21 protein-coding genes are annotated in these 24,831 nt (G+C 61.5%); 4 read left to right on the plus strand and 17 right to left on the minus strand.

The features are described from left to right. Window positions 1-31: 31 nt before the first annotated feature. The 4 genes from KQI82_RS06945 to KQI82_RS06960 all read right to left on the minus strand — a co-directional run bounded on the left by KQI82_RS06945 (window position 32) and on the right by KQI82_RS06960 (window position 2,758). A complete protein-coding gene (locus KQI82_RS06945; protein ID WP_216633650.1) occupies window positions 32-475 on the minus strand; it encodes a low molecular weight protein-tyrosine-phosphatase in 444 nt (147 codons plus the stop codon). Window positions 476-527: 52 nt separating this feature from the next. After that, complete coding sequence (locus KQI82_RS06950) at window positions 528-1,820, minus strand: cation:proton antiporter (RefSeq protein ID WP_216632124.1); 1,293 nt, start codon at window positions 1,818-1,820, stop codon at window positions 528-530. 219 nt (window positions 1,821-2,039) lie between these two features. Beyond that, the gene (locus tag KQI82_RS06955) at window positions 2,040-2,393 is read right to left on the minus strand and encodes a cyclic-di-AMP receptor (RefSeq protein WP_216632125.1); all 354 of its coding nucleotides are present in this window, start codon (window positions 2,391-2,393) and stop codon (window positions 2,040-2,042) included. 137 nt (window positions 2,394-2,530) lie between these two features. After that, entirely contained in the window at window positions 2,531-2,758 is a 228-nt protein-coding gene (locus KQI82_RS06960) for a hypothetical protein (protein WP_216632126.1), read from the minus strand. Between the two features lie 231 nt (window positions 2,759-2,989). On the opposite strand from KQI82_RS06960, the gene KQI82_RS06965 reads away from it, so the two are divergent. The 4 genes from KQI82_RS06965 (at window position 2,990) to KQI82_RS06980 (ending at window position 14,252) form a co-directional block, all read left to right on the plus strand. Then, a complete protein-coding gene (locus KQI82_RS06965) occupies window positions 2,990-11,269 on the plus strand; it encodes a phosphodiester glycosidase family protein (RefSeq protein ID WP_216632127.1) in 8,280 nt (2,759 codons plus the stop codon). A gap of 143 nt (window positions 11,270-11,412) precedes the next feature. Next, window positions 11,413-12,594 carry a YibE/F family protein gene (locus tag KQI82_RS06970; RefSeq protein WP_216632128.1) on the plus strand — a complete coding sequence of 394 codons (1,182 nt, stop codon included), beginning with the start codon at window positions 11,413-11,415 and terminating at the stop codon, window positions 12,592-12,594. Between the two features lie 81 nt (window positions 12,595-12,675). Further along, window positions 12,676-12,819 (plus strand): hypothetical protein, encoded by a 144-nt coding sequence (locus KQI82_RS06975; RefSeq protein WP_216632129.1) that lies wholly within the window; start codon window positions 12,676-12,678, stop codon window positions 12,817-12,819. Beyond that, a complete protein-coding gene (locus KQI82_RS06980) occupies window positions 12,819-14,252 on the plus strand; it encodes a recombinase family protein (protein ID WP_216632130.1) in 1,434 nt (477 codons plus the stop codon). The genes KQI82_RS06975 and KQI82_RS06980 overlap by 1 nt, the downstream gene beginning before the upstream one ends. A gap of 159 nt (window positions 14,253-14,411) precedes the next feature. Here the strand turns inward: KQI82_RS06980 and KQI82_RS06985 are convergent, their stop codons facing one another. From KQI82_RS06985 to acpP, 13 genes are all read right to left on the minus strand, one after another. Further along, complete coding sequence (locus tag KQI82_RS06985) at window positions 14,412-15,104, minus strand: polysaccharide deacetylase family protein (protein ID WP_216632131.1); 693 nt, start codon at window positions 15,102-15,104, stop codon at window positions 14,412-14,414. Window positions 15,105-15,245: 141 nt separating this feature from the next. Further along, window positions 15,246-15,698, minus strand: a complete 453-nt coding sequence (locus KQI82_RS06990) for a MarR family winged helix-turn-helix transcriptional regulator (protein WP_216632132.1) — start codon at window positions 15,696-15,698, stop codon at window positions 15,246-15,248. Window positions 15,699-15,737: 39 nt separating this feature from the next. Next, window positions 15,738-16,193, minus strand: a complete 456-nt coding sequence (gene fabZ / locus KQI82_RS06995) for a 3-hydroxyacyl-ACP dehydratase FabZ (protein ID WP_216632133.1) — start codon at window positions 16,191-16,193, stop codon at window positions 15,738-15,740. A 1-nt stretch (window position 16,194) separates the two neighbouring features. Continuing rightward, the gene (fabF, locus tag KQI82_RS07000) at window positions 16,195-17,436 is read right to left on the minus strand and encodes a beta-ketoacyl-ACP synthase II (protein WP_216632134.1); all 1,242 of its coding nucleotides are present in this window, start codon (window positions 17,434-17,436) and stop codon (window positions 16,195-16,197) included. Window positions 17,437-17,447: 11 nt separating this feature from the next. Continuing rightward, complete coding sequence (fabG, locus tag KQI82_RS07005) at window positions 17,448-18,191, minus strand: 3-oxoacyl-[acyl-carrier-protein] reductase (RefSeq protein ID WP_216632135.1); 744 nt, start codon at window positions 18,189-18,191, stop codon at window positions 17,448-17,450. Then, window positions 18,188-19,123 (minus strand): ACP S-malonyltransferase, encoded by a 936-nt coding sequence (locus tag KQI82_RS07010; RefSeq protein ID WP_216632136.1) that lies wholly within the window; start codon window positions 19,121-19,123, stop codon window positions 18,188-18,190. The genes fabG and KQI82_RS07010 overlap by 4 nt, the downstream gene beginning before the upstream one ends. Beyond that, entirely contained in the window at window positions 19,120-20,052 is a 933-nt protein-coding gene (locus KQI82_RS07015; protein ID WP_216633651.1) for a nitronate monooxygenase, read from the minus strand. The genes KQI82_RS07010 and KQI82_RS07015 overlap by 4 nt, the downstream gene beginning before the upstream one ends. 48 nt (window positions 20,053-20,100) lie before the next feature. Then, the gene (locus KQI82_RS07020) at window positions 20,101-21,048 is read right to left on the minus strand and encodes a beta-ketoacyl-ACP synthase 3 (RefSeq protein WP_216632137.1); all 948 of its coding nucleotides are present in this window, start codon (window positions 21,046-21,048) and stop codon (window positions 20,101-20,103) included. Continuing rightward, window positions 21,045-21,860 carry an acetyl-CoA carboxylase carboxyltransferase subunit alpha gene (locus KQI82_RS07025; RefSeq protein ID WP_216632138.1) on the minus strand — a complete coding sequence of 272 codons (816 nt, stop codon included), beginning with the start codon at window positions 21,858-21,860 and terminating at the stop codon, window positions 21,045-21,047. The genes KQI82_RS07020 and KQI82_RS07025 overlap by 4 nt, the downstream gene beginning before the upstream one ends. Next, window positions 21,857-22,717, minus strand: coding sequence for an acetyl-CoA carboxylase, carboxyltransferase subunit beta (gene accD, locus KQI82_RS07030; protein WP_216632139.1), 861 nt, complete (start codon window positions 22,715-22,717; stop codon window positions 21,857-21,859). The genes KQI82_RS07025 and accD overlap by 4 nt, the downstream gene beginning before the upstream one ends. Then, complete coding sequence (accC, locus tag KQI82_RS07035; protein ID WP_216632140.1) at window positions 22,714-24,102, minus strand: acetyl-CoA carboxylase biotin carboxylase subunit; 1,389 nt, start codon at window positions 24,100-24,102, stop codon at window positions 22,714-22,716. The genes accD and accC overlap by 4 nt, the downstream gene beginning before the upstream one ends. A gap of 2 nt (window positions 24,103-24,104) precedes the next feature. After that, window positions 24,105-24,515 carry an acetyl-CoA carboxylase biotin carboxyl carrier protein gene (locus KQI82_RS07040; RefSeq protein ID WP_216632141.1) on the minus strand — a complete coding sequence of 137 codons (411 nt, stop codon included), beginning with the start codon at window positions 24,513-24,515 and terminating at the stop codon, window positions 24,105-24,107. A 54-nt stretch (window positions 24,516-24,569) separates the two neighbouring features. Further along, the gene (acpP, locus tag KQI82_RS07045) at window positions 24,570-24,800 is read right to left on the minus strand and encodes an acyl carrier protein (protein ID WP_216632142.1); all 231 of its coding nucleotides are present in this window, start codon (window positions 24,798-24,800) and stop codon (window positions 24,570-24,572) included. Window positions 24,801-24,831 lie beyond the last annotated feature (31 nt).

A 24,831-nucleotide genomic window follows, 5' to 3' on the forward strand; every position in this document is an offset into this window, starting at 1 on the left:
CTGCGCCTCCGCTTTATTTTCGTTGCAGCAGCTATTTTAAGGCCTGCAGGAGGGCGATGCAGCCCTCCCGGATGTCTTCATAGGTGACGTCAAAGTCCCCGGTATACCAGGGGTCTGCAATGTCCCTTGGCCGCTTGGAAAAGTCCAGCAGCCGCCGAACCTTCTCTTTGGGGTCTCCGCCGGTGATGCGGAGGATGTTTCGGATGTTGGCGGAGTCCATGCCTAAGATCCAGTCATAGAGCCCATAGTCCCGGGGCGTGAGCTGAACGGCCCGGTGGCCGCAGAGCGGGACGCCCATCTCCTTCAATTTCCGCCGGGTGCCCGGGTGGATGGGATTGCCGATCTCCTCGGTGCTGGTGGCGGCGGAGGAGATGAGGAAGTCGCCGGACCGGTTGCGGACCATGTCCTTCAGCAGACATTCCGCCATGGGAGAGCGGCAGATATTGCCGTGGCAGACAAATAAAATACGGTGCAGTTGAATCAGTCCCTTCTGATGAATACGATATGGTGCCGCAAAGCGTGCCTTGTTAATCGGTCTGCTTGCGGCCGCTCTCCAGACTCTTCCGGTTTTCCTCCAGAAGCTGTTCAGACACATAGTCCAGCTGCTCCGTCTCCTGATAGTGGTCCAGAAGGGAGCTGGCCTCCGGCTTGGAGGGAGTCCGGAAGGCGATTTTCAGCAGCACCGGCGTCAAAATAGTGCCTCCGATCACGGTGATGATCACCGGCGTCATCATGGCGGAGCTGAGAACGCCCAGGGCAAGGCCGCGGTTTGCAACAATCAGGGCCACCTCGCCGCGGCAGACCATGCCCACGCCCACCTGCAGAGACTCCTTCTTGTCAAACCGGCAAAAACGGGCGCCGAGCCCGCAGCCCACCAGTTTGGAGAGGACCGACACGACCAACAGCAGCAGGGAAAACAAAATCATCGAACCGCTCATCTGCGGCAGCTGCACATTGATGCCGATGCCGGCGAAAAAGACGGGAGTGAGCAGCAGGTAAGAAAGCGGCTCAAATTTGGACTCGATGTATTTGGCCTTTGGCGTGCAGGAGATCATCAGCCCGGCGGCATAAGCGCCGGTGATATCCGCAACGCCGAAAAACTCCTCGGAACAGTAGGCCATCAAAAGGCACAGGACAAAGGCCAAAACCGGATAGCGGCGGAGATTTTTCCCTTTTCCGCAATACACCAGCCAGCGGAAGAACCACAGTACCACAAGACTGACCACCGCGACGAAAAGGAAGAACAGCAGTATTTTCACAAGGACCAAGGCAATGCTCTCCCCGCTGCCCGCCAGAGAGCTGACCAGAGTCAGGGCGATCAGTCCCAAAACGTCGTCGATCAGCGCTGCCGCAAGAATGGTGTTGCCCACCGTGGTCTCCAACTTTCCCAGTTCCCGGAGAGTCTCCACCGTAATGCTCACCGAGGTGGCGGTGAGGATGGTGCCCACAAACACAGCCTCAAGGAACCCGCCGTAAGCGATTACCCCGCTCCGCCCGGCCAGCCAAGCAAGGCATGTACCCATCGCCAGCGGGACCAGCACGCCAAGCAGGGCCACTAAGAAGCCCGCCTTTCCGCTGTGCTTAAGCTCCTGTACGTCCGTGCCCAGGCCGGCGGTGAACATCAGGACAATGACGCCCATTTCCGAAAGCTGCGTGAGAAACGCGGTCTCACCCAGGATGTTCAGGCAGGCGGGGCCTAAAATCAGGCCCGCCAGCAGCGCGCCCACCACCTGGGGCATCTGAATCCGCTGGGTTACCAACCCCAGAAGCTTTGTGCTGAGAATGATGAGAGCCAGATCCAACAAATAGTGATACGACATATCAAAACCCCTTTCCGAAGGGAGACGTGAAGCGCCTTCCAATCTACAAACCTCTCCTATCATAGTCATTTGACCATGGTTTGCAATGGTTAAATTGCATAAAAATAGAATTGAAAGGTTAGATAGTATTGCCAACAAATGATAGGAGCATTGGTGCCGTATGGATGCCGGCGCGACCTGCAAAAAAAGCCTGCGGGATTTTCCCGCAGGCTTTTTCCATCAATATTTTTCCATCTGCTGAATGTCCAGTACGAATACCGCGGCTCCGCCGACCTCCACATCCACCGGAATCAGGGGCATGGCGCTCAGCTCCCCAGTGTGGGGCACCGTGACCTCCCGGTAGATGGTCCGCTTCCGCCGGCCCGCGCATCGCTTGAGGATTGTCAGTGCTTCGTTCAGCTTTTCCCTTGGGACGCCGATCATCACAGTGGTGCTCTTTTTTTTCAGAAATCCGCCAGTAGAACTGAGCAGCGTTGCGGAAAACCCGTTCCGGTTCAGCTCCGACACGGTTTCGGCATAGTCGTCTCCCTGCAAGACCGCCAGGATCAGCTTGTCAGTTGCATGTTCATTCATCGCATGTCACCTCGCAAATAAGATGGGCCATTGGAAGTAGTCCGCTGCGCTGTAATAGTTTTATTTTAGAGGAATGCGATGGAATGTCAAGAAAATTTCCGCTTTTTTAACAAAAATTGGCGCGGCGGCGCGGCGTTCTACTGCTTTGCGGAGGAGCTTGCGGAAGAGGCGGAGCTCTCCGGAGCGGTTTCCGGCGCGGCCTGGACAGGTAGCTGCTTGCCGGTGTGGTCGATGGTATAGTCGGTACCGCATTGCCCCTTGATGATGAGCTGAGAGATGGGAAGGATGGTGTAGCCCTGGGAGATCAGGTTTTCCAAAATGGAGGGCAGGGCCTCCGGAGTGTGCTTGGCGGCATTGTGGAACAAAACGATGCTGCCGGGCTGGACCTTGGAGGTGACCCGCTGGGTGATCTCGGAGGCAGGAATTTCTTTCCAGTCCAGACTATCCCCACTGGAAACCCCTGCAAGTGACGGTGCGGCGGGCTGTTGAGATTTTACAAATATTTAGCGTGAGCACGGGGGAAAAGAAAACATTGCAGATGATAGAATCTGCCTGTAGGCAAATCGTGTGAAGCAGAAAATAACAGGAGGTTGAGTATGGTACCCAGTTACATGAAAAAGTGGCGGGACCGGTGGGGCAGGCGGCTAATGAGCGCCCTGCTGGCATTGACACTGTCCGTCGGCCTTTTGCCGGGCATAGCCCTGGCGGAAGAGGCGGAGGAACCGTTCCCTGCCGAAATAGAGCAAGAAACCACATACTACGGAAGCAATCTCTCCTTGCAGGAGCTCTTTGGAGGGCTTTCCTATGGGGAAGAGACCATTCAGACCACGGATGGGCAGGATGTAAACACCTTTGTGGTCACGGTGGACGGCAGCGACGATTCCCTGCAGGTCGTCACCGGCGTTCCCAACGATGAGATACCTCTGAAAGAGGGGCTGACACAGACCACCTCCGCTCAGGCGGCCGCCGCTCAGATGAACGGCAAGAATGTGCTGGCGGCAGTCAACGCGGATTTTTTCAACATCAACGACGCCACGATGATCCAGCCCGCGGGCGTGACCATCAAGGACGGAGAGCTGCTGACCCCGTACTATGAAGGGGACAATGTGAACCGCTCCTATTTCTTCGGCGTTTTGCAGGACGGCACTGCTGTAATCGGAGACAAGGAGACCTTCCTCTCCGTGGAAAGCGACCTGCAGCAGGCCGTGGGCGGCGGCCCGTGGCTGGTGAAAGAGGGCGAGGTCCAGGAGGTGGAGGACCAGCGCCATCCCCGCACCGCCGTGGGCATCAAAGAGGACGGGTCCATTTTGCTGGTGGTGGCTGATGGCCGCTCCAGCGTTTCCGCCGGACTGACCTTCGTGGAGCTTGCCCGGTATATGAAGGACCTGGGCGCCGTGGAGGCGCTGAACTTGGACGGCGGCGGCTCTTCCGCGGCTGTGGTGAAAAACCCCGACACCTATGCCCTGGAGGTGAAAAACGTTCCCTCCGACGGCACGGAGCGCCCGGTGGGCAACACCCTGCTGGTGATCGACGCCGACAGCACCTCCGCGGGCGTGGATCTGGAGCAGGACAGCGACGGATATTACCTGATTGAAGAGGCGGCCGACTTTATCCAGATCAACAAGCTGGCCAACGGCAGCTACCGCCTGAACAATGATATTGTCCTGGATGGGGAGAGCATTCCCTCCGTCTCCGTGTTCAGCGGTGAGTTTGACGGCGCTGACCACACCATTTCCGGACTGAGCGTGGACTCCGGCGGCAGCTACGCCCTCTTTACCACGCTCTCAGCTACCGGCAGCATCCATAACCTCTCTTTGGAGGATGTGGACATCACCGCCTCCGGCAGCGCCGCCGCCCTGGTGGGCAGCTGCGCGGGAAAAGTGGAGTATGTCGCCGTCACCGGCAGCATCGCGGGAAAGCAGAGAGTCGGCGGCATAGTCAGCTATCTGGACAACGGCGGCCAGCTGCTGCGCTCCTCCGCCGGAGTTAGCATCACCGGGACAGAGCGGATGGGCGGATTGGTCGGAGAATGCACCGACAATTCCCTGATTGACAGCTGCTATGTAAATGCCCGGGTTTTGGGCGGAAATATGGCGGCGGGCCTGGTGGGCCGGGCGGTCTCCGACAGCACCCATGACGCGAACATCAAAAACTGCATCGTCACCGGCTCCGTCCAGGGTGCCATCGAACCCGGCGGCATCGGCGGACTGCTGAAGATCGGCGTTGCCAACTGTATTGTCCGCGACATGAGCATCAACGCCACCAGCACCGCCGGAACCAGCAGCGGCAATGTGACCGGCCTTTTGGGCGCCTGGATCAACGGAAGCCAGCCCTATACCGGTAATGTGATCCAGTCCGGCTCCATCATTGCCACGGCTCAGTGCACGGCGCACCGGATCGGCTATCAGTCCAACAACAAATCCTATAACTACGTCAATCCCGCAGTGACCATCAACGGCCAGCCGGAGACCGGCGGCACTCACGACAACAACATCGGCGCCGACGCGACGGAAGAGCAATTGGCCTCCAGGGACTTCTATGCGGGCCTGGGCTTTGATTTTGACACCGTTTTTGACTGGGACGACACGGCCAAGACCCCGGTGCTCGTCGGCGTGGATCAGAGCGTGAAGGCGCCTTCTTCCGGAGAGGACTCCGAACTGGAACAGGACAGCGAGGGCTATTATCTGATTAAAACCACCGCTGATCTGAGCGAACTCAACAAAGCTCCCCTGGAAAGATACCGTCTGAGCGGCGACCTGGATTTTGAAGGGGAGAAGGCAGTCTCCATCACCACCTTCGGCGGTGAATTCGACGGCGCCGGATATACCCTGTCCAATCTGAGCGCCGCACCTGAGAGCGGAAGCTATGCCCTGTTCGGTACGCTGCTCTCCGGCGGTAGCATCCACGATCTGAAGCTGGCGGATGTGGATATCCGCGCATCCGCCGACTATACGGCGGCCCTGGTGGGCAGCTGCGCGGGTACAGTGGAAGATGTCACCGTCACCGGCAAAATCTATGGCGGCGGCAAGACCGGCGCCGTGGCGGGCAGCCTTTCAAACGGAGGCGTGATTCGCCGCTGCGCCGTGGGCGCGATGGTGGTGGGCACCGGCGCCCAGGTGGGCGGCGTCGCCGGGTTCAACGACGGAATCATCGAGGCCTGCTACGCCAATATAAACGTGCAGGGCGTCAACAATGTGGGCGGCATCGCCGGCTACTCCGATATCGACGACGCCACCCGGGCGGTGCGCAGCTGCATCGCCGAGGGAGCTGTGACGTCCACAGGCATTGAGGCCGGCGGCATCGGCGGATTGCTGAAAATGCGCACAACCAACAACCTTGTCAGGAACATGGCCGTGACCGCGACCAATGCCACCACCGCCGCCGGAAGCGGCAATGTGGCGGGCCTGCTGGGCGGCTGGATGAAGTATCAGCCGGGCGCAACCGGAAACGTCATCCTGTCCGGCACGGTACAGACCGCGGGTGTGGGCGAGGGCTACCGCCTGTGCTACAACGCGGGTCAGGGCACCCTGGCGGAGAACTACGTCAATCCCGCGGTTACAGTGAATGGAAAAACCGTCGCCGGCGGTACTGCCTCCGACGGACAGGGCGGAGATATGACAGCGGAGCAAATGGTTTCCAGAGACTTCTATGCGGGCCTGGGATTTGACTTTGACACCGTCTTTGACTGGGACGATGCAGCCAAGACTCCGGTTCTGAAACAGGTGGACCAGACGGTCACGGCGCCTGAGGCTGGCCCCGCTCCCGGAGATGCGGACGTTAAAAACATTGCGCTGACCGTCGGCACCGATGAGACGGAACGCCGCCTGAGCTGGTACACCGATTCCACAAATGCCGGCGAGGTGCAGCTTGCCCCTGCCTCCGCCATGACCGGCGGGGAATTCCCCGGCCAGTGCGAGTCCTTTGCCTCTGTCGGCAAGCCATCCAGCCTGGCGGGCTACTACTCCAACCAGGCCACGCTTACGGGCCTGGACGCCAATACGGAATATGTCTACCGGGTGGGCAACAGCGACGGCTGGTCTGATACCTATGCCTTTACCACCGGCAGCTTTGACGAGGGCGACGTCAGTTTCCTCTTTGCCGGAGACCCCCAGATTGGCTCCAGCGGCAATGTGGGCAGCGACGTCACCGGCTGGACCACCTCTTTGAACAAGGCCGCCAGCTGGTTTGACGATGTCAGCTTCCTGCTCAGCGCCGGAGACCAGGTGGAGACCTATAACAATGAGACCCAGTATGCCGGCTTCCTGCAGCCGGAGGCCCTGCGTTCCATGACTCTGGCCACCAATATCGGCAACCACGACAGCAAGGGCGTCAACTACCAGGAGCATTTCGATCTGCCCAACGAAGCCGTCTCTCAGGACGATACGGCGGCGGGCGGGGACTACTGGTACTCCTATAACGGCGTGCTGTTCCTCTCTCTGAACTCCAACAACGTAAGCACCGCCCAGCACAAGGCGTTTCTGAATTCCGCCATCCAGGCTTATCGGGACGCCAATGGCGGCGCGGACCCCCTGTGGAAAATCGTAACCTTCCACCATTCTGTGTACTCCACGGCTTCCCACACCAACGACGGCGACATCCTCCAACGCCGCGCAGAGCTGCCGCTGGTGTTCAGCGAATTGGGGATCGACGCGGTGCTGATGGGCCACGACCACGTATACACCCGCTCCCTGATGATGCAGGGGACCACGCCGGTCACCACCGGCTATACCGCCGCGGGCGGCAACGCCTACGCGTCCTATGAGGCTGCCGCAAACAGCGGGGAAGTGTTCTACCTCACTGCCAACTCTGCCTCCGGCAGCAAGTTCTACGCCATCAAGACCAATGTGGACTTCCCCTTCCTGGCGGCACAGAACCAGGAGAGCATACCCAACCTCACCAAGGTGGATGTCACTGCGGATGCGATCACCTTCACCACCTACCGCACGGGAGAAGACAGCGAAGTCACCGACGTGGTGGATACCTTTACCCTCATGCGCGGCGGCACACCGGCTGAAGAGCCGGTGGATCAGCTGACCACCGCCAACGCCGTGTGGAGCTATCTGGACGACAACACGGACCCCGGTACCCAGGAAGACGCCAAGGCGTGGACGAAAGCCGGCTATGACGACAGCGGCTGGTCCTCCGCCAAGGGTTCCTTCGGCGCCAAGAACGGTCAGATTGTGGAGGGCGCTCACAGCGGCCTGACGGCCAACACCCTGCTGCGCCAGTATCAAAACGGAACCGGCGAACCCAATACTCCGGCATTTTTCTTCCGCGCCGCATTCAGCCTGTCCGATCCGGAGAAGGTCTCCGCGCTGAGCGGCAGCCTGCGCTATGACGACGGTGTGATTGTCTACATCAACGGCGTCAGAGTGGCCGGCTTCAACGACGAAGCAATCACCGGAAATATGAGCTTTAACGGCGGCAAGAGTGCAAACGACGCGGCCCTGGGGACCTTTGCGGTTTCCGGTGACGCCCTGGACGCGCTGAATTTGAAGGCCACCGGCAACGTTTTGGCCGTGGAGCTGCACAACGACAGCGAAGATAGCTCCGACGTGTTCCTTGACTTTACGGAATTGAAGGCATCTTATCCCGGTAAAGCGGAGTTCAGCAATATCATTATGAATGTGGGCGCGGATGAAACCGAGCGGTATGTCACCTGGTACTCCGACTCCGTGAATGATGACAAGCTGCAGCTGGCCTTTGCCGCAGAGCCCGACACCTTCTACGACTATCCGGCCACCCGAGCCGTCAGCAAATACGTGGCCGGCTGCTGTTACTACCACTGCAAACTCACCGGTATTCCCTCAAACATGGACTTTGTCTACCGGGTGGGCAATGAGACCGACGGATGGTCCGATACCTACTCGTTCACCTCCGGCACAGCGGGGGACAAGCGCTTCAGCTTCCTGCTGGCCGGCGATCCCCAGATCGGCAGCGGCGGCACGCCGGCCGACACCGCCGGCTGGATTACCACCATGAACAAGGCGGAGGAGTGGTTCCCCGAGGCCGAATTCATCATCAGCGCCGGCGACCAGGTGGACAATAAGGCCGATGAGTCCCAGTTCTTGGGATTCACCGCGCCGGAGCAGCTCAAGTCATTGCCGATGGCGGTGAATGTGGGCAATCACGACAGCGGTCTGGACAGCTACAGCGAGCATTACATCGTGCCCAACGGCGACAGCGGCACCGTGACGCTCACCGGAGCCTACGGTGGCGACTACTGGTACAGCTATGACGGCGTGCTGTTCCTGTCCATCAACTCCAATGACACCTCCACTGCCAAGCACACGGCCTTCCTGAAGAGCGCCATCGCCGCCTACACCGCCCAGTACGGCGAGCCCGCCTGGAAGATCGTAACCTTCCATCACTCTGTGTACTCCACAGCCAGCCATGAAAGCGACCGGGATATCATCCAGCGCCGCAACGAGCTGCCGGTGGTGTTCAGCGAATTGGGGATCGACGCGGTGCTGATGGGCCACGACCATGTCTACACCCGGACCTTCCTGATGAGCGGCACTCAGCCCACCACCAACACAGTGACAGACAGCGTCACGGACCCCGGATACGGCCAGGTGCTCTATCTCACCGCCAACTCCGCTTCCGGCAGTAAGTTCTATGCCATCCACGACAAGCAGTTCCCCTACAGCGCGGTGACCAACCAGGAGAGCGTGCCCAACCTGACCAAGGTGGATGTGACGGAGGACTCCCTGACCTTTACCACATACCGCACCGGCGAGGAGAACACCATCGACGACGTGGTGGACACCTTTACCATCCGGCGCACCCAGGATAAGCCGGAAAACCCCATCACCAAGGAAACCCTGATCTCTACCGCGGATACCACATGGAAGTACCTTGATGACAACACTGACCCGGGCACGGCGGAGGAACCCAGGGCCTGGACCGCCGCCGACTATGCCGATTCGGTCTGGAAGACGGGAAAAGGGCCTTTTGGAGCCAAGGACGGTGAAATCAAGGAAGGCGCCCATGAGGGCCGTTTGCCCGCCACGCTGCTGCGTCAGTATCAGGACGGGATCGGCGAACCCAACACCCCGGCCTTCTTCTTCCGCACCACCTTTGACCTTGCAGATCCCGGCGCCGTCACCTCCCTGGAAGGACAGCTGTATTATGACGATGCCGCGGTGGTGTATATCAACGGAGTCAAGGTGGCGGGGTACAATGATCAAAACCTGGCGGGGAACATGAGCTTCAGCAATGCCCAAACCACCAGCAACGCAGATTCCGGCACCTTTACGGTGACGGGCGGCATGCTCCGGTCCCTGAACCTGAAGGAGAGCGGCAATATTTTGGCCGTAGAACTGCATAACACCGACGACCACAGCTCCGACATCTTCATAGAGTTTGCATCCCTGAGCGCCGTCGTTGACTCCAGCAAGGACACTTTGCCTCCGGTTCTGACGGTGCCTGGTGAGATCACACTGGCCAAAGGCGAGGACTTTGACTCCATGGAGGGTGTCAGCGCCAGCGACTTGAGAGACGGCGATGTGACGGCGAATATCAAGGTGACGGGCAAGGTCAATACCGCCAAGGCCGGAACCTATGTCCTGACCTACACCGTCGCGGACTCTGCCGGCAATGTGGCCACCGTCAGGCGCACCGTAACGGTCAGGGAGATACAGACTCTGATCACCACGGCCCAGACCCAGTGGAAGTACCGGGACGACAATGTGGACCCCGCCGCTGGCAGCAGCGACCGGACCAGCTGGACCCGGCCCGAGTATGATGATTCCGACGGTACCTGGAAGAGCGCCAAGGGTTCCTTCGGCGCCAAGAACGGCCAGATATCCGACCTGGGCGGCGGATGCGTGCCTGCCACGCTGCTGCGTCAGTATCAGGACGGAACCAGCAAACCCAACACCCCGGCCTTTTTCTTCCGCACCACCGTTACGCTGAGCGACGCCGGCAAGGTGGAGGCGCTGAAGGGAACCGTGTGCTATGACGACGGCGTGATCCTCTATGTCAACGGTGTGCGCGTTGCGGCCTTTGACGATCTGGCGTGCAATGAGGACGGCGACTCGCTGGGCCACGGATTTGACGCCAATTTGCAGTACGGCGGTTCCAACGCGAGTGATCCCAAGACGGCTTCCTTCTCCGTTGCCGGCGACGCGCTGAAGGCGCTGAATCTGAAATCCGGAGAGAACACGGTTGCCGTGGAACTGCACAACGGCCGCGCCACCAGCTCCGATGTATACTTTGACCTCCTGTCTCTGACGGCGGAGATGAAGATAAGCTCCTCTGAAGGCAGCGACTCGGGTGATTCGGGTAATTCCGGCGGTTCCGGTTCCTCCGGCGCACCTGTGCAGAAAGAACGCTTCACCGATGTGCCCGCCGGCTACTGGGCCCACGACGCCATTGAATTTGTGGCGGAGGAAGGCCTGTTCCAGGGCACCAGCGCCAGCCGCTTCTCCCCGGAGGCATCTATGACCCGGGCCATGGTGGCCGCGGTGCTCTACCGCATGGCGGGCGAGCCTGAGAGCGGCACGGCTGGGTTCCCCGATGTCCCTGCCGATGCTTGGTGCGCCGACGCTATCGCCTGGGCCAGTGAAAAGGGGATTGTCCTTGGGACAGACAGCGGCCTCTTCCTGCCGGATAACAGCGTCACCAGACAGGAACTGGCGGCCATGCTCTACCGTTACGCTGCGGCCATGGGTGAGGATGTCAGCAAAACCGGTGCGCTGAGCGTCTTTACGGATTCCGCCGCCATTCCCCAGTGGTCTTCCGGGGCCCTTTCCTGGGCTGTGGGCAGCGGGATTCTGAACGGCAAGTCCGACGGCAGCCTGGACCCCTGCGGCACGGCAACCCGCGCCCAAGTGGCAACCATGCTTCAGCGCTTTGCCAACTTCTGCAAATAAGAACCATTGTAAGCCGCCCCGCGGAATTGTCCCGCGGGGCGGCTCATTGGATTTAACAGGAATTTTACTCCGGCGGGAGGGAAGACAGACTTATGAAATGGTACAATACAGTCTGAAGTACTGATTGAAACGGAGTGTTCAGATTGCAGAAAAAGGCGGTAAAAATTGAAAGGCGGAACGCCGTTGTCACCGTCGCCGTCCTGGCGGTGCTGACGTCTTTGGTGGTGGGGATGCATCTTACGGCGCCTGAAAAGTACGTCATGTACAGCTCAGAAAGCATCACATACGAGCAGGGCAGGGTCACGGCGGTGCTGTCCGAACGGCTGGAGGAGGCGCCGGGTATGCCGGGCTGGAAACTGGGGGAGCAGGAAATCCGGGTGGAGTTCATGAGCGGCGCCTGGAAGGGCCAAGAAGTCCAGCTGACCAACAACCTCTCCACCACCCATAACATCCATGTCCGGGTGGGTCAGCGGGTGATCGTCAAGGCGGACTGCCCGGAACATGTGGAGCCCTACTATACGCTCTACAATTATGACCGGGCACCGGGACTGATGGCTGTGGGGCTGATTTTTGTGGCCATGATGGCCTTGGTGGGCCGCGGCAAAGGACTCAAAAGTGTTCTGGGCCTGGGGATTTCCCTGTTTTTCATCCTGGGTTTTTTGCTGCCGGCCATCTATCGGGGCTGGTCGCCGGTGATGACGGCGTCCCTGACAGTGGTGGTGATCGCCGCTTTCTCCCTGATCCTGCTCAACGGGTTCAGCCGGAAAACCGCCACGGCCGTGACGGCCACGGCGGCGGGCGTTGTGTTCTCGGCGGGATTTTTCCTGCTGCTTTCCGCCCTGCTGAGCCTTTCAGGCTATAACCAGCCCGAGGCGGAGGAGCTGATTCTGATCTCCCAGCACACCGGTCTGCGGATCGGTGAGGTGTTGTTCGCGGGAGTGCTGATCTCCTCCCTTGGCGCGGTGATGGATACCACCATGTCCATCGCCTCCTCTCTGCACGAACTGCATGAGGTCCATCCGGACCGGAAGGGCTGGGATCTGTTCCGGTCCGGGATCGTCATTGGCCGCGATATGATCGGCACCATGTGCCAGACGCTGGTATTGGCCTTTGTGGGCAGCTCCATTGCATCTCTTTTGGTGCTCTGCTCCTATGGGACCCGGCTGGACCAGTTCCTCAGCTCCGATTACGCGGCCATTGAGGTGGTGCATGCGGTTTCCGGCAGCCTGGCGGTGATTGTCTCCGTCCCGGTAACAGCCTTCCTGTGCGCCCTGGACAGTAGCCGGACAAACATCGTAAAGGAAAAAGGACAGAAAAAGCGCTGACCCGGCGGCATACTTTTCTTGCCGCGCCATATAGATGTCATAGTGGACCATCCGAATATCCCGCAGGGAGGAGAGAACGCTATGACAATTGTGCATCTGTATGTCAACAGCCGCAGCCCCGCAAAGGACCTGATCCTGCAAAAGAACGCGCTGTGCCTGAGGAAGCTGCGCCGAATGCGCAAGAGTGAGGACGCCCCGCAGGCCCGGGAGATCGGCGGCCGCTGATGGACGCGGTGTACGCCAGACAGTCGGTGGATAAACGGGACAGCGTCTCCATTGAAACCCAGATCGAATACTGCGCCCGGGCCATAGACGGCGGCTATACGGTTTACAAGGACCGGGGATTTTCCGGCAAAAACACCAACCGTCCGGAGTTCATGCGCATGCTGGAGGACATCCGGCAGGGAAAGGTCTCAAAGGTGTGGGTGTACCGGCTGGATCGGTTCAGCCGATCCATTCTGGATTTTGGGCAGCTCTGGGCGCTCCTTGAGCAGCACCACGTGGAGTTTGAGAGCATCACGGAGAAGTTCGACACCTCCACACCAAGCGGACGGGCCATGCTCAATATCATCATGACCTTTGCCCAGCTGGAGCGGGAAACCATCGCCCAGCGGGTGCAGGACAACTATTACCACCGCGTTGCATTGGGCAGCTGGCCAGGGGGGCCGGCGCCTCTTGGCTTTTCCATCGCAAAGACGCGGGATGATGCTGGACGCAGTGCGCCCACGCTGACAGCCAACGCCGACATGGAGATAGTGCGGCGGATTTTCTTGGAGTATCTAAAGCCGGGCGCCTCCCTTGCCGGCGTGGCCAGAAAGCTGACACGGGAGGGGATTTGCGGCATCCGCCGCAGAGGGTGGGACAGCGTGGCCATTTCCCGGATTCTGAAAAATCCGGTCTACGTCATGGCGGACCGGCAGGTTTATCTCCACTTTGCCGCCCAGGGCATCCTTATTGAACAGCCAGCGGAGGCTTTCACAGGGAAAATGGCCTGCCACCTGGTGGGCAAGCGGAACCGGCCGGCTGGAGAGAAGGGGGAGGCCAGACTGTCCCTTGCAAACCACGCCGGCGTGATCCCTCCGGAGGTTTGGCTGGGGTGCCAGGAAAAGCTGTCCGCCAACCGGCAGATCGACCGCTCCGGCGTGGGCAGGCACAGCTGGCTGTCCGGGCTTTTGAAGTGCGGCGGCTGCGGCTACGCGGTGAAGATCAGCCGGTGCGGCGATACATATTACCTCCACTGCAGCGGCCATACAAACCTGGGAATCTGCGAAGAAAAGATAGAGGCAGATCTCAGGGAGCTGGAGGATGCGGTGGGCTCGTCCATTCAATCCATGCTTTCCCGGTGCCCGGATGAGGAGGAAGACTCTGACAGCACGGAGGCGGAGAAGCTTCGCAGGATAGACGGGCAGATCGAACGGCTGGTGGCCGCTTATGCAGGGAGCACGGAGATCACGGCGGCCTACCTCAACGAGGAGATATCACGGCTGGGTGAGGAGCGGCGGGCACTCGCTCAGATCAGGCGGCGCTCAGGCCGGGAAGCCTTGGCCCGCATTGAGTTTTCAAGTTTGAGCATGGCGGAAAAAAAAATGGTGGCGTCCGAGCTGATCGACCGCATCCTCCTCTCCGGCGACCGGGCGGAAATCCTCTGGAAGGTTTGACCCGCGGGAAACCTGACCAAAGGCGGAGAAAGCCTGGACTGAAAAATGCTTGACAGGGAAAAGGGTTGCGCCGCACTTTAGAAAATTCAATCAGAAAACCGTTGAAGCGGAGAAAACGGCGATTACGAGCCTGCGGAGAGTCGGGCGACCGGAGGAGCGTCAAATGGACCGCTGAGGGCGCAGGGAAAGTGGGCGTTCCGGAAGATCAGGGTGCTTGTGGAGGCTGTCCGGAACAATGGCTGAAGGAGGGGAGGTACCATTTGGTACCTCCCCTCCTTCTTGTTGGGAAAGGACTGAGCGGACAGGAGTTGCAGCTGTTGCGCATACATCCACGTCCCACTGGATGGGTTCCATGCCGATGGAGCGGATGGCGGAGACCACGTGGTCGTCGTATTCCCCATAGGGACAGCGGATCAGGGTGGGGCGCACGCCGGTGACGGCCTCCACTTTGTCGTTGCAGGTGTTGACGTCGGCCGTGATCTCATCGGCGGAGAGCTGGTTGTAGTGGGCGTGGGTTGCAGAGTGATTCATCACCTCGTGGCCGGCATCGGACAGGGCCTTCACAGACTCGGGGTACTTATCCACCCACTGGCCCACCACGAAAAAGGTGGCCTTTACCTTGTACTGTTCGAGGATGTCGATGAGCATCTGGGTGTCCTCGTTGCCCCAGGCGGCGTCGAAGCTGATGGAGCAGACTTTCTGGTCCTTATCCACACAGTAGATGGGCAGCTGGCGGTCGGTGGCGTAGGCGCCAACGGCCGACGGATAGGAGACGGAATAGAAGATCGCGCAGACAGCCAGAAATCCGGCCAGCAAGGTGACGTTTTTGTGTTTGACAACAAATATTTTCAAGTGAGATCCCTCCTCGTAGGAGAAGTATGCCTGTCATGCCTCAATTATGAATCGGAAGGGGGAACCCTGGCCGGCGAAGGCAAAAAATTCTCTCCCGGACAATCGCTCCGGGAGAGAATTCGACACTTTGCGCGCCATCAATCAACCGCCCTTTTGGGGAAGCTCCACCTCCGGCATCAGTTCGCGGCTGATGATTTGAAGGATCCCGTCCAACTGCGCACACTCCTCCGGGGAAAAGCGCATGGCGATGCGGTCCATGACCTCCACCAAATAGGAGGTGCTGATGTTGTAGTAGTCCGTATATTTCTGGGTGACCTCAAGATGATACTCCCGGCGGTCCTCCGGGGACTGGCGCTTTCGGAGATAGCCCTTGCGGATCAGGCTGTTCACCTTGTAGGCCGCGTTGGGGGAGGAGATGCGCATAAAGGCGGCGAACTCGTTGACAGTGGGCGCGCCCAAGGCCTGGATGGTCTCCATGCAGAAGGTCTCCACCGTGGTGAGGCTGGCCTCCCGGTTCTGAAAGCGCTGAAAAATCTCCTGATAAAAATGCAGCTTGAATTTGGTGAACACTTCAAAAAACGATTGTTTGAGCAAAGAGACCGACCCCTTTTGTGAATGATATATTTTAGTATATCAAGTCTCGGGGGAAACGGCAAGCCCATTCGCTCCTATGGCAAAGCTCATCTCCGCCGTGGCCACCAGGGTTCCGTTTACGCTGGCCTTGGCTGAGCCGATACCCACCGGGCCGCGCCGGGCCGTGAGAACGCACTCCAGCTCCAGCACGTCCCCGGGCGTGACCCTGGCCTTGAACCGGGCATTTTTAATGCCGCCGAAATAGGCGGTTTTACCCCTGTTTTCCGGCGCTGACAAAATGGCCACCGCACCCACCTGGGCCATGGCCTCCACGATCAGCACGCCGGGCATCACGTGCTCTTGAGGAAAGTGACCGCAGAATACCGCCTCTCCCGCGCTGACGCATTTGATGCCCTTTGCCCACCGGCCGGGCTCGCCGCCGGTGATGCGGTCCACCAGGGCAAAGGGGTAGCGGTGGGGCAGAATCTCTGCGATTTCATTGGAATTGAGCTGCATGTCAACCCTCCCAGTTCCGCAGCAAAATGCTGCCGTTGTGGCCGCCGAACCCAAGGGAATTGGACAGGGCGCAGCGCAGCGCGGCCCGCCTGCCCTTGTTGGGCACCACGTCCAGATCGCACTGCGGATCGGGTACGGCGTAGTGAATGGTGGCGGGCAAAAAGCCGTCCCGCAGCGCAAGGGCGGAGAAAATGGCCTCCACGGCTCCGGCCGCTCCCAACATGTGCCCTGTCATGGATTTGGTGGAGCTGACGGCAAGGCGCCGGGCCCAGCTGCCGAAAACCGAGTGGATGGCCGCGGTCTCACAGGCGTCGTTTAAGGGCGTGGAGGTGCCGTGGGCGTTGATGTAGTCCACCTCCTCCAGCGCGGCGCCGGCGTCCGCAAGGGCCATTGCCATGGCTTTTGCGCCGCCGCTGCCGTCGGGACGGGGCGCCGTGATGTGATAGGCGTCGCAGGTGGCCCCGTAGCCCACCACCTCCGCATAGGGTTTGGCGTTGCGCGCCAGGGCGTGATTCAGCTCCTCCAGCACCAGCACGCCCGCGCCCTCGCCCAACACAAAGCCGCTGCGCTGGGCGTCAAAGGGGATGGAGGCCCGGGCGACGTCTTCACCGGTGCAAAGAGCCTTCATGGAGGTGAAACCGCCCACCGCCAACGGCGTGATGGAGGCCTCCGTGCCGCCGCAGAGCATGACCTCCGCATAGCCGTCCCGAATGTAGCGGAAGGCGTCGCCCACGGCATAGGTGCCGCCGGCGCAGGCTGTGACCGGACATGAGCACATGCCGCGGAAGCCGGCGTCAATGGCCACCTGTCCGGCGGCCATGTTGCAGATGGTGGAGGGGATGTAGAAAGGGGAGACCTTGTCAAAGCCCCGCTCCACGCCCCGGTCGTGCTCCCGCTCTATGTTGGAGAGGGAGCCGATGCCGCTGGAGAGGATGACTCCGCAGCGCTCCGCGTCTTCCCGCTCACTGGCCAGAGCGCTGTCAGAGAGGGCTTCCCGGGCGGCGATCAGCGCAAACTGGGTAAAGCGCTCCATGTGCTTTGCTTCCTTCTTGTCCAAAAAGTCCTCGGACCGGTAGTTCTTCACCTCCGCCGCCAGATTGACCTTCTGGCCGGAGGGATCGTAGGCTGTGATCGGCCCTATTCCGCAGACTCCCCGGCGGACGGCGTCCCAGCTCTCTGGCGCGCTGTGGCCGATGGGGGTGATGGCGCCGATCCCGGTGATGACAACTCGTCGTTTCTCCATTGCTGCCTCCTTTACATACCCATGCCGCCGTCGATGCCCAACACCTGTCCAGTGATGTATCCGGCCTCGCTGCCGGAAAGAAAGGCCACAGCGGCGGCCACATCCTCCGCCCTGCCTAAGCGCCCCATGGGAATGGAGCGCGCCAGGGCGGATTTCGCATCCTCCGGCAATGAGGCGGTCATGTCCGTTTCGATGAAACCCGGCGCCACCGCGTTGACGGTGATCCCCCGGGAAGCAAGCTCCCTGGCGGCGGATTTGGTCATGCCGATGATGCCGGCCTTGCTGGCGGCGTAGTTGACCTGGCCCGCGTTGCCGTGGAGGCCCACCACGGAGCTCACGTTGACAATGCGGCCGGAGCGCTGGCGCAGCATGATGCGGGAGACGGCTTTCATGGTGAGAAATGCCCCCCGGAGATTGGTGTCCACCACCGCGTCAAAGTCCGGCTCCTTCATGGTCATCAGCAATCCGTCCCGGGTGATTCCGGCGTTATTGACCAGAATGTCAACGCGTCCAAAGAAATCCATGGCGGCGTCCACCAGCTCCTTGACGCAAATGCTTTGGGACACGTCTCCCCGGACGGCGGCGCAGGCAGCGCCCAGGCCGCGGACGGCGGAAACGGTTTCCTCCGCGGCGGCCGTGTTCCCGGCATAGCAAAAAACGATATTGGCGCCGCCCCGGGCCAGCGTTAAGCAGACCGCCCGGCCGATGCCCCGGCTTCCGCCGGTGACGACGGCGGTTTGATTGGCAAAGCTCATCGGCTCACTCCTTTCAGCTGTTCCGGCAGGTTCGGCACATCCTCCGCGGTCTCCACGCTGAAACAGGGGAGGCCGGGCACGGTTTTGCGGACAAACCCGGCCAGTGTTTTACCGGGACCGATCTCCACCACGGCGTCCACCTCCAGCTGGGCCATGCGGCGGATGCATTCCTCCAGGTAGACCGGGCTTTGCACCTGACGCTCCAGAAGAGCGGGGATGGAGTCCCCGGGCCCCATCTCCCGGCCCAGGCAGTTGAAGAGCACGGGGATGGCGGGCGGCGCGAATGGGACGGTCTCAAAATAGGAGCGCAGGGCGTCCCCCGCGCCGCGCAGCAGCGAGGTGTGGAAGGGACCGCTGACCTTCAGGGGCAGGCAGCGCCTGGCGCCCTTTTCTTTGCACAGTTTCGCCGCCCGGACCACGGCGGCCGCCTCGCCGCTGATGACGACCTGACCGGGACAGTTGAAGTTGCAGGCCTCCGCCACACCAAGCCGGCTTGCTTGGGCGCAGGCCTCCGCCACGCCGGAGCGGTCCAGCCCCAGCACCGCCACCATGGCGCATTCAACTCCCCGGGCGGCATCGGCCATGGCAGCGCCCCGGAAGGCGGCGGTGGAGACGGCGGCCTGTGCGTCCAGAACTCCGGCCGCGTGGAGCGCGGAGTATTCTCCAAGGGAGAGTCCGGCGGTGACGGAGGGCGCTATGCCCAGCCGGCGCAGCACGGCGGTGAGCCCGGCGGCAAAGGCCACCATACAGGGCTGGGTGTACCGGGTCTGGTTCAGCAGCTCCTCAGGGCCATCAAAGGAGACGGCCCTGAGGTCAAAGCCCGGGCGGGAGGCATCGATCACGGTCCGGAACTCCGGATAGAGCGCATAGAGGTCCGCTCCCATGCCGACGTGCTGGACGCCCTGGCCGGCGTATAAAAATCCAAGCTTCATCGCCGCGCCACCAGCTCATCCAGACGGGCCTGATAGCCGCTGTACAGCTCCTCAAAGATCCGGCGCAGGGGGCGGATCTCGTGAAGCATGCCTGCCACCTGGCCGGCCATCAGGCTGCCGCCCTCCACGTCGCCCTCCAGTACGGCCCGGCGCAAAGAGCCAAGGGTCAGCTTTTCCAGCTCCTCAAGGGGCAGATTTTCCCGCTCCATCCTGAGATAGGCCCTGGCCATTTTGTTCTTCAGCACCCGCACGGGCGCGCCGCCGGAGCGGCCGGTGACCATGGTGTCGCTGTCCTTGGCCTCTATCAGCGCCTGCTTATAATTCTGGTGGATGGGGCATTCCCTGCTGACCAACAGGCAGGTGCCCATCTGAACGCCGCAGGCGCCAAGGGCAAAGGCGGCGGTGAGCTGTCGGCCGTCGGCGATGCCGCCGGCCGCCACCACCGGCACGCCCACCGCGTCCACCACCTGGGGAACCAGGGCCATGGTGTTCATTTCACCGATGTGGCCGCCGGACTCACACCCCTCGGCGATGAAGGCGTCCACGCCATAGCGCTCCAGCCGTTTGGCCAGCACTGCCGCGGCCACCACCGGCAGCACCTTAATGCCCGCCTCTTTCCAGGCGGGGATGTACTTTCCCGGATTGCCGGCGCCGGTGGTGACCACCTGTACCCGCTCCTTGATGAGGATGCGGGCGATTTCCTCCACATGGGGGCTCATCAGCATCAAATTGACGCCAAAGGGCTTGTCGGTCAGGTCCCTGGCTCGGCGGATTTCCCGGCGGACCCGTTCGCCGTCCCAGCCGCCGGTGGCGATCATGCCCAATGCCCCGGCGTTGGACACGGCGGCGGCAAACTCGCCGGTGGCGATGTTGGCCATGCCGCCCTGGATAAAGGGGAACTCCGTCCCCAGCAGTTCATTCAGCAACATATCGTTCAAACGCTTCCCTTGAAGGGAAGGCATTCCTCCATTCTTTGTTCAGGCAAACTCCACCATCGCGCCGCCCCAGGTGAGACCGCCGCCAAAGCCCACTACCAGCACCCGGCTTCCGGAGCGGACCTTGCCCAGGTCCCACAGCTCGCTGATGACAAGGGGGATGCTGGCCGCGGAGGTGTTGCCGTATTCGCTGATGTTTTTGTAGTACTTTTCCGGAGGGATGCGGTACCTGCGCACCACCAGATCGATGATGCGGGCGTTGGCCTGGTGGAACACAAAAAAGTCCACATCCTCCACGTTCCTGCCGGTCTTGGAAAGCACCGCGTCCATACAGAAGGGCACCGCCTCCACGGCAAATTTGAACACGCTCTGCCCCTCCATGGAGATCAGCTGCTCCCTGCCCGGCCCCACGCCGCCCACATGGAGCAGCTCTTCGTTGCCATGACAGCCCAGACAGGCATGGATGGACTGATAGGCGGGGTCGAATTCCACCACCGCCGCCCCGGCGCCGTCGCCGAAAAGAATGCAGGTGGAGCGGTCGGCCCAGTTGGTGATCCTGCTCAGGCACTCCGCTCCAAGGACCAGACCGTATTTTCTGGACGAGGCGCGCAGAAGGCACTCCATGGTGTGCAGGGCGAAGAGAAAGCCGGTGCAGGCGGCGTTCAGATCAAAGCAGACGCTCTCGTGGGGTAGGCCCAGGTCCCGCTGAAGCGCGCAGGCGGCGGAGGGCACCAGGGTGTCCGCGGTCAGCGTGGCTACAATGCACCCGCCGATCTCCTCCGGAGAGATTCCGGCGTTTTCGATGGCCTGGCGGGCCGCTCCCACGCAGAGGTCCCTGTGGGTCTCCGTGGTCAGGTGGCGGCGGCGCTGGATGCCGGTGCGGCTGGCAATCCACTCCTCGTTCGTGTCCACTATGGCGGTCATGTCATGGTTGGTGACGATGCGGGCGGGGACACAGCGGCCTGTGCCCCGGATTTTGATTCCATTCATGGCGTCTCCTTTCGGACGGAGCCCATCCGTCTGAACTTTTGGCGGCGCGATTCGGCCAGCGCGCCGCCGCTCTCCTTTGAAAGGGCTTCCAGATGCTCCTGAAGGCAGCGGTCCAGCCGCTCCATCATGCGCCGTGGGTCCGCCTGGGCGCCGCCCTCCGGTTCCCGGATCACGCCGTCGACGACGCCGGCGGCCTTCAGATCGGCGGCGGTGAGCTTCATCAGCTTGCAGGCCTCGCCGGACCGTGCGGCGTCCTTCCACAAAATGGAGGCGAATCCCTCCGGTGAGAGGATGGAGTAAACCGCGTTTTCCAGCATCAGCACCCGGTTTGCCACGGCCAGGGCCAAAGCCCCGCCGCTGTTTCCCTCGCCGATGACCACGGCGATCACCGGGACGCGCAGGCGGCTCATCTCAAAAAGGCACCGGGCGATGGCCTCACCTTGGCCCCGGGACTCCGCCTCCACTCCGGGATAGGCTCCCGGCGTATCGATGAAGGTGAGGACCGGCCGGCCGAACTTTTCAGCCTGGCGCATGAGCCGCAGCGCCTTGCGATAGCCCTCCGGGCCGGGCATTCCGAAATTGTATTTGAGATTTTCCTCCAAAGTCTTGCCCTTGCGGGTGCCGATGAGCGTGATGCTGCGGCCGTGGAAGCGGGCGATGCCGCCTAAGATGCCGGGGTCCTCACCGCACAGCCGGTCGCCCCGCTGTGGGAAGAAGTCGGTGAACAGGGCCCCAATGTAGTCCGCTGTGCCGGGGCGGTCCGGGGCGCGGGCCAGGCTCAGCCGCTGGGAAGGAGTCAGGGAAGAGGTCATGGACGGCCTCCTCTCCCGTGGAGCGACAGGAGACGGCTCAGCGTCCGGCGCAGTTCGCTCCGCTCCACAATGGCGTCCACAAAGCCGTGCTCGACCAGGAACTCCGAGCGCTGAAATCCCTCCGGCAGGGACTGGCCGATGGTCTGCTCAATAACTCGGGGGCCGGCAAAGCCGATCAAAGCGCCCGGCTCCGCAAGAATGATGTCTCCTAAGGAGGCAAAGCTGGCGGTAACGCCGCCGGTGGTGGGGTCGGTGAGGACGGAGAGAAAGAGCCCGCCCTTTTCGTCCAGCCGGGCCAAGGCGGCGCTGGTTTTTGCCATCTGCATCAAAGAGAAAATTCCCTCCTGCATCCTGGCTCCGCCGCTGGCGGAGAATATGATGAGCGGCAGCTTCTGTTTGACCGCGTATTCAATGGCCAGCGTGACCTTTTCCCCCACGGCGGCGCTCATGCTGCCCATGAGAAAGCGGCTGTCCAACACGGCAAACACCGCCCGCTGTCCGTCAATGCTGCCCACGGCGGTGACAACCGCCTCGGTGAGCCCGGTCCGCCGCCGGGCGTCCTCCAACTTTTCCCGATAGCCCGGAAAATCAAGGGGGTCGGAGGAGGTGAGTTTCCCGTTCAGCTCATGGAACGAACCGCCGTCCAGCAAAAAGCTGAGCCGGTAGTAGGCGCCGATGGGGTGGTGGTAGCCGCACTGGGGACAGACATACAGACACTCAGAGAGCTTGCGGAGGGAAAAGCGCCCTCCGCAGCGCCGGCAGGCCCGCTCCTCCGCCGTTGAGGAGGGGCTGTGGCTGTCCCGCAGGGCCTTCATGGCCAGAAGCTTTTGGCGGCGCTTGGTAAAGACAGAGTTCATAGGGTTTCCTCCCATTCCCCGGCTCTGCGGTCCCAGGACAGCAGAGCGTCAAGCTGCGCCTCTAAGAACGAGGTGGTGTACGCGCCCCGGAGAAACTCCGGGTGATACAGTATCAGATGGGACAGCTCCGCGTTGGTGGGAAAACCTTCGATGGTCAGCTCCTCCAGACAGCGGCGCATCCGCCGGATGGCCTCCAGCCGGGTGGGGGCGTGGACAAGAAGCTTTGCCGCCAGCGAATCGTAGTAGGGAGGCAGAACCCAGCCGGTGTACAGACAGGAGTCCACCCGGACGCCGCAGCCGCCGGGGAAGTGGACGAACCCGGCCCTGCCGGGGCAGGGGCGAAAGCCCGCGCCGGGGTCCTCGGCATTGACGCGGCATTCGATGGCGTGGCCCCGCAGGGGAACCTCCTCTTGGGTGCAGGGCAGGGGGAGGCCCGCGGCAATGCGCAGCTGCTGGCGCACCAGGTCGATCCCGGTGATCAGCTCAGTGACGCCGTGCTCCACCTGAATTCTGGTGTTGATCTCCATGAAGTAGAAGCGGCTGCTCTCATCCAGGAGAAATTCCACCGTTCCGGCGTTCTCGTAGCCCACGGCTTTGGCCGCCCGCACCGCCGCCGCGCCCATCTCCCGGCGCAGCTCCGCCGTCAGGCACCGGGCGGGGGCCTCTTCGATCAGCTTTTGGTTTCGCCGCTGAACGGAGCAGTCCCGGTCGTAGAGGTGGATGATACGGCCCTCCCGGTCGGCCAGGATCTGCACTTCGATGTGGCGGGGGTTTACAATGCACTTTTCAAGGTACATCTCCCCGTCGCCAAAGCAGGAAAGAGCCTCCGCCCGGGCCTCATCAAAGGCGGAGATCAGCTGCTCCGGACTGTCGCAGCGGCGGATTCCCCGTCCGCCTCCTCCGGCAGAGGCTTTCACCAGCACCGGATACCCCACCTGCTCCGCCACGGCAAGGGCCGATTCGGCATCGGCCACCGCTCCGTCGGAGCCGGGCACCGTGGGCACGCCGGCCTGGCGCATCAGGGCGCAGGCGGAGGCCTTGCTGCCGGCTCTGCGGATGCAGTCGCCGGAGGGACCGATGAAGACAAGTCCCGCCTCCTTGCAGCGGTCGGCGAACCCGGCGCTTTCGGAGAGAAAGCCGTAGCCGGGATGGATGGCATCACAGCCGGTGCCAATCGCCGCCGTCAGCAGGGCGTCCTGGTTGAGATAGCTCTCCGATGCCCGGGCCGGGCCGATGCACACGGCCTCGGTGGCAAGCTGGACGGGAAGGGATTCAGCGTCCGCCTGGGAGTACGCCGCAACCGTCTCAATGTCCATCTCCCGGCAGGCGCGCAGGATTCGAAGGGCAATTTCACCCCGGTTGGCAATCAAAACGCGCTTGAACATACTCATTCCTCCCGATACCGGAAGATGGGCGCATCATAGGAGAGCAGCTGGCCGTTTTGCGCCGCCGCCTCCTCAACGATTAAGTCGCAGGGCGCGCAGACCTCGCTCATCATCTTCATGGCCTCAATGAGGCAGAGCGTCTGTCCCTTTGCGACGTGGCTGCCGGGCTGGACAAAGGGCGGCTGGTCAGGGCCGGGAGCGGCGTAAAAGGTGCCCACCAGCGGCGCCCTGACCCACTTGCCGCCGCACCCGGAATCCTCCGCCGCTGCGGGCTGCGGAACAGAAGAGACAGGCGCCTCTCCGCTTCCCCTGCGGTCCAGTTCCAGGGAAAACCCCTCTTCGGAGAGTTTCATGGTCAATGCGGTGCTGCGGTCAAAAAGAGCAATCAGCTCAGAGAGTTCTTGGTTGGTCATGTGATTTCCTTTCCCGTGAGGAAGGCGGCGCCCGGAAGCGGCCGCCGCTTTGCATCAGGACTGATGGGCATTGAGGTACTGGACAATGTCGCCTACGGTTTTCAGCTTGGCCGTGGCTTCGTCGTCGATGGTGATGCCGCTCTTTTCCTCCAGCGCCATGGTCAGCTCCACAATGGACAGCGAGTCGGCCGACAGGTCCTCCATCAGCGTGGCGTCAAGGGTCACCTGCTCCGCGTCGCAGGCCAGCGTGTCGACGATTACCCCGCGGACTTCTTCAAAAGACATATGAGATACTCCTTCACTTTGTATTCAAAAA

Origin of the sequence: Dysosmobacter acutus, from assembly GCF_018919205.1 — a bacterium.
GTDB classification, from domain to species: domain Bacteria; phylum Bacillota; class Clostridia; order Oscillospirales; family Oscillospiraceae; genus Oscillibacter; species Oscillibacter acutus.